Raw genomic sequence first — 13,440 nt, forward strand, 5'->3', positions numbered from 1 at the left:
TGGCCTTCGAGTGCACTCCAGGCAAGCGGAACCCGGTAAGAAATACGGGGGACACACCGCCGGGCGGATGGCTAGCGTGCGCCGCATGAGTCTTGTACGCCGGGCCCTGCCCGAGGACGCCGTGGAAGTGCTGCGGCTGCGCCAGGTCATGCTGGACGCGCTGCCGATCGCGGGACCTGACGGATCGACCGACTGGCACACGGCGTCGCTGCCGACGCTGCGCGCGCGGCTGGCCGAGGAGGACGGGGACTTCGCGGCCTTCGTCGTGGACCACCCCGACCGGCCGGGGGCGCTGGCCGCGCTGGTGGCCGGGGCGCTGGAGTACCGCATCGGGAAGGCCGACAACCCGCACGGTCGCGTCGGGTACGTCTTCAGCGTGGCGACCGACCCGGACGCCCGGCGGCGCGGGTACGCGCGCGCGTGCATGGAGGAGCTGCTGGCCTGGTTCCGTGCGCGGGGCGCCGGGCACGTGCTGCTCAACGCCTCCCCGCAGGCCGAGCCGCTGTACGCCTCCCTCGGCTTCACGCGTGACCCGGACCCGTCGATGCGGCTGCGCCTGTGAGCCGCATAGGCTCGCCCCCATGTCGTTCCCCATGTCACTGAAGAGCCTCGCGTCGATCGAGAACTGGCCCGTGCCCACCGCGGCGGCGGGTGTCGTACGGGCCGACGGGACCGTCCTCGGCACGCACGGACCCGTCGAGCACCGCTTTCCGCTCGCCTCGGTCACCAAGCCGCTGGCGGCGTACGCGGCGCTCGTGGCGTACGAGGAGGGCGCGATCGAGCTGGACGAGCCGGCCGGTCCGCCCGGTGCGACCGTGCGGCACCTGCTCGCGCACACCTCCGGACTGGCCTTCGACGAACACCGGGTGACAGCTCCGGCCGGGGAGCGGCGGCTGTACTCCAACGCCGGTTTCGAGCAGCTCGGCGACCACATCGCCAAGGCGACGGACATTCCGTTCGCCGAGTATCTGCGGCAGGCGGTGCTGGAGCCGCTGGGGATGACGTCGACGTCGCTGGCGGGCTCGCCCGCCAAGGACGGGGTGTCCACGGTCGCGGACCTGCTGCGGTTCGCGGCGGAGGTGCAGGCGCCCCGGCTGCTGGATCCGCGGACGGTGGCGCAGGCGATGACGGTGCAGTACCCGGGGACGAAGGGCGTGCTGCCGGGCTACGGCCACCAGAACCCGAACGACTGGGGGCTGGGCTTCGAGATCCGCGACGCCAAGTCACCGCACTGGACGGGGAGTTCGTCGTCCCCGCGGACCTTCGGTCACTTCGGCCAGGCGGGTACGTTCCTGTGGATCGACCCGGATGCGGGGGTGGCGGCGGTCGCCCTCGCGGACCGCGCGTTCGGGCCCTGGGCGATCGAGGCGTGGCCGGTGTTCACGGACGCGGTGCTGGCGGAACTGCGCGGCTGAGCCGGCCCTCACCCCGCCATCTCCCACACCAGCAGCTCCGCCTCCGTCGTCCCCACCGCCGCCAGGCCCTGGGCGCCGGTGATCCGGGCCGAGTCGCCCGCCGCCAGCTCCTCTTCCGCGAGCCGGACCGTGCCCCGGATCACATGGACGTAGACGTACGCACCGTCCGGGACCGCCGTCCGCTCCCCCGGGGCCAGGCGGCGGACGTGGAGCATGGCGCCGGCCGCCGGGAGGGCGTAGGGCGTGGAGTCGGCGATGCCGGGGACGATGGTGTACGACGGGTCGCCGCCCGGCTCCCTCGGCGCCAGCCACATCTGGAGGAAGACCAGCGGGGCCGCGCCGTCGTTGCGTTCCACGTGGCGGACGCCCGCCGCGGCGCCGAGGTGCTGCACGTCGCCGGGGCGGACCGTCGTCTCGTGGCCCGCGGAGTCGCGGTGGGTCAGCTCGCCCTCGATCACCCAGGTGACGATCTCGGTGTGGCTGTGCGGGTGTTCGTCGAAGCCGGCGCCGGGCGCGAGGTGCTCCTCGTTGCAGGCGATCACGGCGCCGAAGCGCAGGTTGCCGGGGTCGTAGTGCGGGCCGAAGGAAAAGGCGTGCCAGGTGTCGATCCCGGCCTGCGGGTCCCCTCCGCGATAGCGCTCAGCGGCGCGCCGTACCTCCATCACGGGCACCACGGTAGCCCCGCCGCGCCTCCTGCCTCTCACCTGCCTCCCACCCTGCGGCGCACGGGGTCGTCCGGATAAGGCAGTCTTGTCCCCGTGCCCGAACCCGAATCCCGCAGCAGCGATCCCCACGCGGATTCCCGCGCCGATCACCGCGCACCCGCCGTCCACCCGCACTCCGCGACGCTGAAACGGCTGGAGAAGTCCTCCGGATCGCTCGCCGCGCAGGCCATCGCGCGGATGGACGAGACGCTGCCGTGGTACCGGGCGATGCCACCGGAGAACCGTTCCTGGATCGGGCTCGTGGCCCAGGCGGGTATCGCCGCCTTCACCGAGTGGTTCCGGTACCCGGACGCCCCGCAGGCGATCTCCACCGACGTCTTCGGGACCGCGCCGCGGGAGCTGACCCGGGCGATCACGCTGCGCCAGACCGTGGAGATGGTGCGGACCACGATCGAGGTCATGGAGAGCGCCATCGACGAGGTGGCCGCTCCCGGCGACGAGCGGGTGCTGCGCGAGGCGCTGCTCGTGTACGCCCGCGAGATCGCCTTCGCCACCGCCCAGGTGTACGCCCAGGCCGCCGAGGCACGCGGTGCCTGGGACGCGCGGCTGGAGTCGCTGGTCGTGAACGCCGTGCTCAGCGGGGAGGCCGACGAGGGGGCCGTCAGCCGGGCGGCCGCGCTCGGCTGGAACTCGCCCGAGCATGTGTGCGTCGTCCTCGGGACCGCGCCCGACGGGGACAGCGAGCTGACCGTGGAGGCCATCCGGCGGGCCGCCCGGCACGCCAAGCTCCAGGTGCTCACCGGGGTGCTCGGGGACCGGCTCGTCGTCATCGCGGGCGGCAGCGACAATCCGCTCGCCGTCGCCAAGTCGCTGATCGGCCCGTTCGCCGCCGGACCGGTCGTCGCCGGGCCCGTCGTACCGGATCTGCTGGCCGCCACCCGGTCCGCGCAGGCCGCCGCCGCCGGACTGAAGGCGTGTTCCGCCTGGCAGGACGCGCCGCGGCCGGTGCTGGCGGACGATCTCCTGCCGGAGCGGGCCATCGCGGGCGATCCGAGCGCCCGCGAGCAGCTGGTGGAGGAGATCTACAGACCGTTGGAGGAAGCGGGCTCCGCGCTCCTGGAAACCCTGAGTGTCTACCTGGAGCAGGCGAGCAGTCTGGAGGGCGCGGCCCGGATGCTCTTCGTTCACCCGAACACCGTGCGCTACCGGCTCCGACGTGTGACTGACGTCACCGGCTGGTCACCCTCGGATGTACGATCCGCCTTCACGCTGCGGATCGCGCTCATCCTGGGGCGTCTGGTCGACGGCGAACCTCAGACATAGGGTTTTGTCGGGGGCCCACAAAACGCCCCCGTGTTCTTCGTCCCTGTCCCCACGGGCGGCCCCGGCCGTCCCCAAGAGAGAGTGTGAGAGTGCTCGTACTCGTCGCTCCCGGCCAGGGCGCCCAGACGCCCGGCTTCCTGACCCCCTGGCTCGAACTGCCCGGCGCCAAGGACCGCGTCGCCGCCTGGTCGGACGCCATCGACCTGGACCTGGTCCACTACGGCACCGAGGCCGACGCCGACGCCATCCGTGACACGGCCGTGGCCCAGCCGCTGCTGGTCGCCGCCGGCCTGCTGTCCGCCGCGGCACTCGGTGACATCTCCGAGGTCGCGCCGGGCGCGGTCGCGGGCCACAGCGTCGGTGAGATCACCGCGGCCGCCTTCGCCGGGGTCCTGGACGACACCGACGCGCTGTGTCTGGTCCGCCGGCGGGGTCTGGCGATGGCCGACGCCGCCGCGATCACCGAGACCGGCATGTCGGCGCTGCTCGGCGGTGACCCCGAGGTGACCGTCCCGCACCTGGAGAAGCTGGGGCTGACCCCGGCGAACATCAACGGCGCGGGCCAGATCGTCGCGGCGGGAACGCTGGAGCAGCTGGCCGCGCTGGCCGAGGACAAGCCCGAGGGCGTCCGCAAGGTCGTCGCGCTGAAGGTCGCCGGCGCCTTCCACACCCGTCACATGGCCCCGGCCGTCGAGACGCTGGAGAAGGCCATCGCGGAGCTGACGCCGGCCGACCCGAAGGTCGCCTACGTCTCCAACAAGGACGGCAGGACGGTCGGCAACGGCGCCGAGGTCCTGGAGCGGCTGGCCGGCCAGGTCGCCAACCCCGTGCGCTGGGACCTGTGCATGGAGACCTTCAAGGAGCTGGGCGTCACCGCACTGCTTGAGGTGTGCCCGGGCGGCACGCTGACCGGCCTGGCCAAGCGCGCCCTGCCCGGTGTGAAGACGCTCGCTCTGAAGACCCCCGACGACCTCGAAGCGGCCCGCGCGCTCATCGCTGAGCACGCCGGCGCCGGCGCCTAAGGAGCCGTAGATGGCGAAGATCAGGCCCAGCAAGGGCGCCCCCTATGCGCGCATCCTCGGTGTCGGCGGCTACCGCCCGACCCGGGTGGTGCCCAACGAGGTGATCCTGGAGAAGATCGACTCGTCCGACGAGTGGATCCGCTCGCGCTCCGGCATCGAGACCCGGCACTGGGCCGGTCCCGAGGAGACCGTGGCCGCGATGTCCGTCGAGGCCGCCGGCAAGGCGATCGCGGACGCCGGCATCTCCGCCGAGCAGATCGGCGCCGTGGTCGTCTCGACCGTCTCGCACTTCAAGCAGACCCCGGCCATCGCCACCGAGATCGCCGACACGCTGGGCACGAACAAGGCCGCCGCCTTCGACATCTCGGCCGGCTGCGCGGGCTTCGGCTACGGCCTCACGCTCGCCAAGGGCATGGTGGCGGAGGGTTCCGCCGAGTACGTGCTCGTCATCGGCGTGGAGCGGCTCAGCGACCTGACCGACCTGGAGGACCGGGCCACGGCCTTCCTGTTCGGCGACGGCGCCGGCGCGGTCGTCGTCGGCCCCTCGAAGGAGCCGGCCATCGGCCCGACGGTGTGGGGTTCCGAGGGCGACAAGTCGGAGACCATCAAGCAGACCGTGGCCTGGGACCGCTTCCGGATCGGCGACGTCTCCGAGCTGCCGCTGGACAGCGAGGGCAACGTCAAGTTCCCCGCGATCACGCAGGAGGGCCAGGCGGTGTTCCGCTGGGCCGTGTTCGAGATGGCGAAGGTCGCCCAGCAGGCGCTGGACGCGGCCGGGATCACCCCGGACGACCTGGACGTCTTCATCCCGCACCAGGCCAACGTGCGGATCATCGACTCGATGGTGAAGACCCTCAAACTGCCGGAGCACGTCACGGTCGCCCGTGACATCCGCACCACCGGCAACACCTCGGCCGCCTCGATTCCGCTCGCGATGGAGCGGCTCCTGGCGACCGGGGAGGCGAAGAGCGGCGACACCGCGCTCGTCATCGGATTCGGGGCGGGTCTCGTCTACGCCGCCACGGTCGTTACCCTCCCCTAGGCACTCCGTGCCGGATCACCTGGTCCGGCAGGGGGACAACTGCCACAAACCGTCTGAACATCGAAGAAGGAGCGCCAACATGGCCGCCACTCAGGAAGAGATCGTCGCCGGTCTCGCCGACATCGTGAACGAGATCGCCGGCATCCCGGTTGAGGACGTCCAGCTGGACAAGTCCTTCACCGACGACCTGGACGTCGACTCGCTGTCCATGGTCGAGGTCGTCGTCGCCGCCGAGGAGCGCTTCGACGTCAAGATCCCCGACGAGGACGTCAAGAACCTCAAGACCGTCGGCGACGCGACCGACTACATCCTCAAGCACCAGGGCTGAGCCACCCCTCAGCCTCCCCGCTAGGCCCCGCCACCCGGCGGTGTTTCGCCGTAGAATCCCCATCCGCTTGGAGAAAGAATTCCCGTGAGCCCGACCAATCGCACCGTGGTCGTCACCGGTATCGGCGCAACCACACCGCTGGGTGGCACCGCGGCGTCGTTCTGGGACGCCCTCGTCGCCGGCACGTCCGGCGTCGGCCTGCTGGAGCAGGAGTGGGCGGCCGAGCTGCCGGTCAAGATCGCCGCGCAGATCGCCGTCGAGCCGGGCGAGATCATCCCCCGGCCGCAGGCCCGCAAGCTGGACCGGTCCGCGCAGTTCGCGCTGATCGCGGCTCAGGAGGCCTGGAAGGACGCCGGTTTCACCGCCAGGGCCGGTGAGGACGCGTCCGTGAACCCCGACCGTCTGGGCGCGGTCATCGCCTCCGGCATCGGCGGCGTGACGACGCTCCTGGACCAGTACGACATCCTCAAGGAGAAGGGCGTACGCCGCGTCTCCCCGCACACCGTGCCGATGCTGATGCCCAACTCCCCGGCGGCCAACGTCGGTATCGAGCTGGGTGCCCGCGCCGGTGTGCACACCCCGGTCTCGGCCTGCGCCTCGGGCGCGGAGGCCATCGGGTACGCGATCGAGATGATCCGCACCGGGCGTGCGGACGTGGTCGTGGCCGGTGGTACCGAGGCCGCCATCCACCCGCTGCCCATCGCCGCGTTCGGCAACATGATGGCGATGAGCAAGAACAACGACGACCCGCAGGGCGCCTCGCGGCCCTACGACGCCGACCGCAACGGCTTCGTGCTCGGCGAGGGCGCCGGTGCGATCGTCCTGGAGTCCGAGGAGCACGCGAAGGCCCGCGGCGCCCGGATCTACGTCGAGGCGGTCGGCCAGGGCATCTCCGCCGACGCCCACCACATCACGCAGCCCGAGCCGTCCGGCGACGGCATCGCGCACGCGCTGCAGAACCTGATGGACAACACCGACCTGAAGCCGGCCGAGATCGTGCACGTGAACGCGCACGCCACCTCGACGCCGCAGGGCGACGTGGCCGAGATCAAGGCGCTGCGCAAGGTGTTCGGCGACGACGTCGACCACATGGCGATCTCCGCGACCAAGTCGATGACCGGTCACCTGCTCGGTGGCGCGGGCGGCATCGAGACCGTCGCGTCGATCCTGGCGCTCGTGAACCGCACGGCGCCGCCGACGATCAACCTCGACAACGTCGACCCCGAGGTCAACGCGGACATCGTCCGCGGCGAGGCCCGCCCGCTGCCCGAGGGCCGGATCGCCGCGCTGAACGACTCGTTCGGCTTCGGCGGCCACAACGTGGTGCTGGCCTTCCGGACCGTCTGAGACACCTGCGCGAAGGGCCCCTGCCGACCGGCAGGGGCCCTTTCCCGTCCCCGGGCGGACGACGGCGACCGCTCACACCACCTGGTGCAGCCAGCGCACCGGCGCGCCCTCGCCCGCGTACCGGAACGGCTCCAGCTCGTCGTCCCACGGTTTGCCCAGCAGCTTGGACACTTCGGCCTCCAGGTCGGTCTCGCCGCGCTGGCTGCGCTGGAGGGCGGCGCGCAGCCGGTCCTCGGGGATGAGGATGTCGCCGTGGATGCCGGTGACGGCGTGGAAGATGCCGAGGTCGGGGGTGCAGCTGTAGCGCTCGCCCTCGGCGGTCGGGCAGGGCTCGGCGGTGACCTCGAAGCGGAGCAGGTGCCAGCCGCGCAGGGCCGAGGCGAGCTTGGACGCCGTACCGGCCTCGCCCTGCCAGGAGAACTCCGAGCGCCAGGTGCCGGGGGCCGCGGGCTGCCGGATCCAGTCGAGGTTGACGCGCGTGCCGAGCACCCCGGCGACGGCCCACTCGACGTGCGGGCACAGCGCGCGCGGCGCGGAGTGCACGTACAGAACTCCACGTGTCGTCACCGGAACCTCCGGACAGAGCGGGACATCTTGCGGACTGGCGGGCGGCAGTGGGGCGACGGCCGCGTTGATGGCGAGGCTACCCTGCGGCGGCGCAAGGAGTGTGACGTACCGTCGGTCCCGGTGCCAGGAAACCCCCGCCATTCACCCAGGGGGACGCTTGTACGGGGGTGCGCCGTTCCAGGGTGCCCGACCCGGGAACCCTCGCACGTTGTGAGGGGAGGAAGCACCTACGACGACCGGAGTGGCACCGGGCGCCGACGACGAGGGGATCAGCAGGGGATGGGCAAGCCGAGCAGCCGTACGCGAGCCGCTCTCGCCGTCGTGGCGGTGGCCGCGCTGGGAGTCGCCGGTTGCGACGCCGGCGGCGGCAGCGCACCCGCGCCGGACGCCACCAAGGCGCGCGCCGCGAGGTCCGCCCCGCTGTGGAACCGCAGCCCGGACTCGATCGCCGCGGTCGGCGACTCCATCACCCGCGGCTTCGACGCGTGCACGGTGCTGTCGGACTGCCCCGAGGTGTCGTGGGCGACGGGCAGCGACGCGCAGGTGGACAGCCTGGCGGTGCGCCTGCTCGGTGCGACGGGCGCGGCCCGCAACAGCTGGAACTACGCGGTGACCGGCGCCCGGATGGCGGACCTGCCCGAGCAGATGACCCAGGCGGCGGCGCACAGCCCCGGGTTGGTCACGGTGATGGCGGGCGCGAACGACGCCTGCCGCGACTCGGCGTCGGCGATGACCCCGGTGGCCGACTTCCGCGCGGACTTCGAGGAGGCGCTGCGCACGCTGCGCAAGGAGGCGCCGAAGACGCAGGTGTACGTGGCGAGTGTGCCGAACCTGAAGCGGCTGTGGGCCGAGGGCCGGACCAATCCGCTGGGCAGGCAGGTGTGGAAGCTCGGCATCTGCCCGTCGATGCTGTCCGACGCGGACGACCTGACCGGCTCGGCCGGCCGGCGCCGGGACCAGGTGCAGCAGCGGGTGGTGGAATACAACAAGGTGCTGAAGGACGTCTGCGCCCAGGACCGCCGCTGCCGCTTCGACGGGGGCGCGGTGTACGCCTACGACTTCGGCACCGACCAGCTCAGCCACTGGGACTGGTTCCACCCCAGCAAGGACGGCCAGGCCCGACTGGCCGAGATCGCCTACCGCACGGTGACGGCGAGACTGTGACGGCGAAGCGGCCCTGACCTAGGGTTTCCCACATGAGCGAACTTTTCGGCACACTTTCCGACGGCACGGATGTCCACCGCTGGACCCTGGAGCGCGCCGGAACGCGCGTCGAGATCCTGACGTACGGCGGCATCGTGCGCGCGCTGGAGGTGCCGGACCGCGAGGGCCTGCGGGCGAACGTGGTCCTCGGCTTCTCCTCCCTGGACGGCTATCTCGCCCACCCGGAGCCGTACTTCGGCGCCCTGGTCGGCCGGTACGCCAACCGGATCGCGAACGCCCGCTTCCCGCTGGACGGCGCGGTCCACGCCCTGGAGCCGAACGACGGACGCAACTGCCTGCACGGCGGCGCCCGCGGCTTCGACAAGCGGGTGTGGGACGCCGAGCCGGTCGAGCACGGCCTGCGGCTGAGCCGGGTCAGCCCGCACGGCGAGGAGGGTTTCCCGGGCCGGCTGGCGGTGTCGGTCACGTACACGCTGGACGCGTCCGGCGCCCTGCGCCTCGCCTACGAGGCGACGACGGACGCGCCGACGGTCCTCAACCTCACGAGCCACGGCTACGTCAACCTGGCCGGCCGGGACGCCGGCCACGCGGGCGGCCACGAACTGCGCATCGCCGCCTCCCGCTTCACCCCGGTCGACGCGGACCTGATCCCGACGGGCGTCCTCGCGGACGTGACCGGCACCCGTTTCGACTTCCGCGAGGCCCGCAAGAGCGGCTCGGGCTACGACCACAACTTCGTGCTGGACAAGGGCCTGACCGCGACCGCGGAGGAGGCCGCCGAACTGCACGACCCGGCCTCCGGCCGCACCCTGACCCTCTCGACGACCGAACCGGGCCTCCAGCTCTACACCGCCGACCACCTGCCCGAGCCGTTCGCCCCGGGCGCCGGCATCGCCCTGGAGACCCAGCACTTCCCGGACTCCCCGAACCGCCCGGAGTTCCCGGGCACGGTGCTGCGGCCGGGCGAGGTGTTCAGGTCGGAGACGGTGTACGCCTTCTCGGTCCGCTAGGACGGGCCCTGGACGCGGTCGGGTCAGACCGGTTCGCCCCGCATCCGCTTCACCGCCTTGCCCAGCAGGGACATGGCGCCGCCGCAGATGAGCAGGGCCACCGCGCCGCCCGCGATCTGCGGGACGTCGTGGCCCTTGATGCCCTCGACCGTCACGGTCGTGGCCAGCGCGAAGAGGATCGAGTACAGGCTCCGGCCGACCCTGGCGCCGGCCGGGATCACCTGGAGCAGCTGCGGGATGGTGCTCGCGGCCGCCAGCGCCATCCCGAAGGGCAGCGCGGCGGCGGTCACCAGCGCGCCGAAGCCGAAGGAGTTGCCGTACGCGCCCCAGCCGGCGCCCTTGTAGAGCAGGTAGCCACTCGCGGCCAGGGACAGCAGCGCCAGCACGCCGTTGAGATAGGCGGCCTGGGTCGCGGCCTTGCGGGCGCCGGGCAGGTGCGCGGCCGGGGAGCGCCAGGCGTCCGCCGTGATGAGCCGCAGCTGCCGCTTGAGGGCCTGCATCTGCAGCAGTGAGTAGACGCCGAAGCCCAGCAGGCCCAGTCCGACGAGCGCGGCGACGAATCCGAGGGGCTGCCGCGTGATGCCGTAGTGGACGCCGCCGAAGGTGAGCGGAAGGCCGAGGACCATGCCGTAGGCCATCGGCTTGGACTTCGCCTGGATCTTCTGCGTCAGCTCGCGCTGGGCGGGCGTCAGGCCGGGATCCAGCCGCATGCGCCCCTCACCGACCTCCTGGCCGTGCACCGGGGCGGGTTGCTGCGGCGGGTACGGCTGCTGCGGCGGGTACGGCTGCTGTGGAGCGTAGGGCTGCTGGTACTGCGGCTGCTGGTACGGGGGATACGGGTACTGCGGCTGCTGTCCGTACGGCCCGGCGGGCGGTTGCGGGCCGTACGGCCCGGCCGGCGGTTGCTGGCCGTAGGGCCCCGGTTGCTGCTGGCCTGGATACACGTCGTCTCTCCCCCGTACCCGGTGTGTCCGGTGTCTCTCGCGGGCCGGGAGTCTGCCACACCCGCCCGGACGCCACGAGCCCCGGTCCAGGGGTCAGGTCCCGGACCGGGGCTGCATGTGGGGGACTTGTCCCGGATCAGACGTTAATCGGCGCGGCGAGCCGGTGGTCCGCGATCGAGCGTCCGGCGGTGATCTCGTACGAACCCTTCACAAACACCCACGCGTTCGCCTTCTCGTCCCAGACCTCGAAGGCGCGGCGCGGGAGGGCGACCGTCACCTCTGTGCTCTCCCCGGGTCCGGCCGGGGCGCAGGCGAAGCCGGCGAGCCGGCGGGCCGGGCGTTCGGGGTCGGGCTCGGCCGGGGCGAGGTAGACCTGGACGACCTCGCGGCCGGGCCGTTCACCGGTGTTGCGCAACCGGACGCGGGCCGTGACGGTGCCGTCGGCCCGCGGGGCGACCGCGAGGGACTCGTAGGTCCAGTCGGTGTAGCCGAGGCCGTGCCCGAAGGGGTACGCCGGGGTGCGGCCGGCCCGCTCCCAGGCGCGGTAGCCGATGAACACGCCCTCGGTGTACGGCAGTTGGCCGTCGGTCGGGACGACCCGGGTGACCGGGGCGTCGGCGAGGGAGCCCCAGGTGGTGGGGAGCCGGCCGCCGGGCTCGTGGGCGCCGGTGAGGACGTCGGCGAGGGCGGCGCCGCCCTCCTGGCCGGGGAACCAGGTCAGCAGGACGGCGGCCACGTCCTCGCGCCAGGGCAGTTCCACCGGGGCGCCGGAGTTGACGACCACCACGGTGTTCGGGTTGGCGGCGGCGACCGCGCGGACCAGGTCGTCCTGGCGGCCGGGCAGGCGCAGGTCGGTGCGGTCGAAGCCCTCGGACTCGACGCGGTCGGTGGTGGCGACCATGACGACGGCGGTGTCGGCGCCGCGCGCCGCCCGGGCGGCCTCGGCGATCAGTTCGTCGGCGTCGCGCTGCGGCTCGGCGTGGGCGAGGGCGAAGGCGACGACGCGCATCGGGAGGTCGTCGGGAAGCCGGACGACGTGGGCGAGGGAGACCTCGACCGGTTCGCCGGCGGTGAGTTCGGCCCGGGCGCGGGGTACGGGGGCGGCGAAGAAGGCCTCGAAGGGGTCGTCCTTGCCGGGGCCCTGGACGTCGTCGTAGTACGTCGTGCCGTCGACGGTGAGCGTGAAAGGGCCCGTGCCCTTGATGCCGAAGGTGTGCGGGCCGGACTCGCGGGGCGTGAAGGTGCCGGTCAGCTCGACGGTGTGGAGGTTCTCGTGCGTGACGCCCTCGGGGAGGTCGGACCCCATCCACTGGATCAGCCCGCCCGGCGCCGAGCGGGTGCCGATGACGGTGCCGGCGCTGTCCCGGCACACGGCCCTGAGTGTGAACCCGGGTCCGGCGACGGCGAGTTCGGTGGCCGGGTCGGCGCCGACCGCGTAGCTGAGCGTGCCCTCGGCCAGTGCGGCGGTGAGGCCGTCGAGCGGGGAGACGATCCGGGCCGGGAAGACGGTGGCGGAACCCCCGCCGAGGACGCGGGCGTCGCGGGCGGCGGCACCGATGAGGGCCACGGTGCCGTTCTGCTTCAGCGGGAGGGCGCCGCGCTCGTTGCGTACCAGGACGAAGGAGCGGCGGGCGATCTCGCGGGCCAGTTCGGCGCCGTCGACGCTCTCCGGCGGTTCGGTGACGACGGGTTCGGCGCCGTCGAGGATCCCGACGCGGGCGGCGAGCCGCAGCACGCGCCGTACGGCGGCGTCGACGGCGGCCTCGGCGACCCGGCCCTCCCGGACGGCCCGGGCGAGGGCGGCGCCGTAGACGGTGCGGGGGCCCGGCATGGCGACGTCGAGGCCGCCCTCGATGCAGCCGACGGTGTCCCGGGCGGCCATCCAGTCGGAGACGTTGAGGCCGTCGAAGCCCCATTCGCCGCGCAGGACTTCGTCGACCAGGTGGTGGTGCTCGGTCATGGTCGTGCCGTTGACCGTGTTGTAGGCGGTCATGACGCCCCAGGGGCGGGCGCCGGTGACGATCGCCTCGAAGGGGGCCAGGTACAGCTCGCGCAGGGCGCGTTCGGGAACCAGGTTGTCCACGGTGAAGCGGTCGGTCTCGGCGTCGTTGGCGACGAAGTGCTTGACAGTGGTGCCGACGCCGCCGGACTGGACGCCGCTGACGTATCCGGTGCCGATCGCGCCGGTCAGGTACGGGTCCTCGCTGTAGGCCTCGAAGTGGCGGCCGCCGAGCGGGGAGCGGTGGAGGTTGACGGTGGGGGCGAGCAGCACGTGGACGCCCTTGCGGCGGGCCTCCTGGGCGAGCAGCACGCCGGCGCGGCGGGCGAGTGCGGGGTCCCAGGTGGCGGCGAGCGCGGTCGGCGAGGGCAGGGCGACGGAGGGGTCGTCGGCGCTCCAGCGCACGCCGCGCACGCCGACGGGCCCGTCGGACATGACGAGCGAGGCCAGGCCGATCTCCGGGAGGGCGGGCAGGGTCCACATGTCCTGCCCGGCCAGCAGCCGCGCCTTGGCGTCGAGGCCGAGGCGCCGCAGCGCCGCCTCCACGACCGCCTCGCGGGTCGAGTCGGCCGGGGTGGGCCGGGGTCCCGTCATCGCGGTGCCTCCTCGTCGGC

At 72.8% G+C, this 13,440-nt stretch carries 13 protein-coding genes; 9 read left to right on the top strand and 4 right to left on the bottom strand.

The features are described 5' to 3' along the window. Positions 1-85: 85 nt before the first annotated feature. Together AC4OXY_RS18500 and AC4OXY_RS18505 are read left to right on the top strand one after the other, a co-directional pair. The gene (locus AC4OXY_RS18500) at positions 86-562 is read left to right on the top strand and encodes a GNAT family N-acetyltransferase (RefSeq protein ID WP_491994235.1); all 477 of its coding nucleotides are present in this window, start codon (positions 86-88) and stop codon (positions 560-562) included. Between the two features lie 31 nt (positions 563-593). Then, entirely contained in the window at positions 594-1,415 is an 822-nt protein-coding gene (locus tag AC4OXY_RS18505) for a serine hydrolase domain-containing protein (RefSeq protein ID WP_356031416.1), read from the top strand. 8 nt (positions 1,416-1,423) lie between these two features. Here the strand turns inward: AC4OXY_RS18505 and AC4OXY_RS18510 are convergent, their stop codons facing one another. After that, positions 1,424-2,077 (bottom strand): pirin family protein, encoded by a 654-nt coding sequence (locus AC4OXY_RS18510; protein WP_362821573.1) that lies wholly within the window; start codon positions 2,075-2,077, stop codon positions 1,424-1,426. 96 nt (positions 2,078-2,173) lie between these two features. Between AC4OXY_RS18510 and AC4OXY_RS18515 the strand changes: the two genes are divergently transcribed. From AC4OXY_RS18515 to fabF, 5 genes are all read left to right on the top strand, one after another. Then, positions 2,174-3,403, top strand: a complete 1,230-nt coding sequence (locus AC4OXY_RS18515) for a PucR family transcriptional regulator (protein WP_356031269.1) — start codon at positions 2,174-2,176, stop codon at positions 3,401-3,403. A gap of 89 nt (positions 3,404-3,492) precedes the next feature. Further along, positions 3,493-4,425 carry an ACP S-malonyltransferase gene (locus AC4OXY_RS18520; protein WP_491994236.1) on the top strand — a complete coding sequence of 311 codons (933 nt, stop codon included), beginning with the start codon at positions 3,493-3,495 and terminating at the stop codon, positions 4,423-4,425. A gap of 10 nt (positions 4,426-4,435) precedes the next feature. Next, positions 4,436-5,467: a ketoacyl-ACP synthase III gene (locus tag AC4OXY_RS18525; RefSeq protein WP_356031273.1), complete on the top strand. Its 1,032-nt coding sequence runs from the start codon at positions 4,436-4,438 to the stop codon at positions 5,465-5,467. Positions 5,468-5,546: 79 nt separating this feature from the next. After that, complete coding sequence (locus AC4OXY_RS18530; RefSeq protein ID WP_004001566.1) at positions 5,547-5,795, top strand: acyl carrier protein; 249 nt, start codon at positions 5,547-5,549, stop codon at positions 5,793-5,795. Between the two features lie 84 nt (positions 5,796-5,879). Beyond that, on the top strand, positions 5,880-7,142 hold the full coding sequence (fabF, locus tag AC4OXY_RS18535) for a beta-ketoacyl-ACP synthase II (protein WP_356031275.1): 1,263 nt from the start codon (positions 5,880-5,882) through the stop codon (positions 7,140-7,142). A gap of 72 nt (positions 7,143-7,214) precedes the next feature. Here the strand turns inward: fabF and AC4OXY_RS18540 are convergent, their stop codons facing one another. After that, positions 7,215-7,709, bottom strand: coding sequence for a DUF3145 domain-containing protein (locus tag AC4OXY_RS18540; RefSeq protein WP_356031276.1), 495 nt, complete (start codon positions 7,707-7,709; stop codon positions 7,215-7,217). Positions 7,710-7,988: 279 nt separating this feature from the next. On the opposite strand from AC4OXY_RS18540, the gene AC4OXY_RS18545 reads away from it, so the two are divergent. Beyond that, positions 7,989-8,873, top strand: coding sequence for an SGNH/GDSL hydrolase family protein (locus AC4OXY_RS18545; protein WP_356031278.1), 885 nt, complete (start codon positions 7,989-7,991; stop codon positions 8,871-8,873). A 32-nt stretch (positions 8,874-8,905) separates the two neighbouring features. Continuing rightward, on the top strand, positions 8,906-9,883 hold the full coding sequence (locus AC4OXY_RS18550; RefSeq protein WP_491994237.1) for an aldose epimerase family protein: 978 nt from the start codon (positions 8,906-8,908) through the stop codon (positions 9,881-9,883). 23 nt (positions 9,884-9,906) lie between these two features. Here the strand turns inward: AC4OXY_RS18550 and AC4OXY_RS18555 are convergent, their stop codons facing one another. Together AC4OXY_RS18555 and AC4OXY_RS18560 are read right to left on the bottom strand one after the other, a co-directional pair. Then, entirely contained in the window at positions 9,907-10,827 is a 921-nt protein-coding gene (locus AC4OXY_RS18555; protein ID WP_491994238.1) for a hypothetical protein, read from the bottom strand. A 136-nt stretch (positions 10,828-10,963) separates the two neighbouring features. After that, a complete protein-coding gene (locus AC4OXY_RS18560) occupies positions 10,964-13,420 on the bottom strand; it encodes a beta-glucosidase H (protein WP_491994239.1) in 2,457 nt (818 codons plus the stop codon). Positions 13,421-13,440: the final 20 nt, after the last annotated feature.

The organism is Streptomyces sp. HUAS MG56 (assembly GCF_058673395.1).

Coding starts and splice junctions, on each gene's coding strand:
- AC4OXY_RS18500 (WP_491994235.1), top strand. CDS start 86: ATGAGTCTTGTACGCCGGGCCCTGCCCGAGGACGCCGTGGAAGTGCTG.
- AC4OXY_RS18505 (WP_356031416.1), top strand. CDS start 594: ATGTCACTGAAGAGCCTCGCGTCGATCGAGAACTGGCCCGTGCCCACC.
- AC4OXY_RS18510 (WP_362821573.1), bottom strand. CDS start 2,077: ATGGAGGTACGGCGCGCCGCTGAGCGCTATCGCGGAGGGGACCCGCAG.
- AC4OXY_RS18525 (WP_356031273.1), top strand. CDS start 4,436: ATGGCGAAGATCAGGCCCAGCAAGGGCGCCCCCTATGCGCGCATCCTC.
- AC4OXY_RS18530 (WP_004001566.1), top strand. CDS start 5,547: ATGGCCGCCACTCAGGAAGAGATCGTCGCCGGTCTCGCCGACATCGTG.
- AC4OXY_RS18545 (WP_356031278.1), top strand. CDS start 7,989: ATGGGCAAGCCGAGCAGCCGTACGCGAGCCGCTCTCGCCGTCGTGGCG.
- AC4OXY_RS18550 (WP_491994237.1), top strand. CDS start 8,906: ATGAGCGAACTTTTCGGCACACTTTCCGACGGCACGGATGTCCACCGC.
- AC4OXY_RS18560 (WP_491994239.1), bottom strand. CDS start 13,420: ATGACGGGACCCCGGCCCACCCCGGCCGACTCGACCCGCGAGGCGGTC.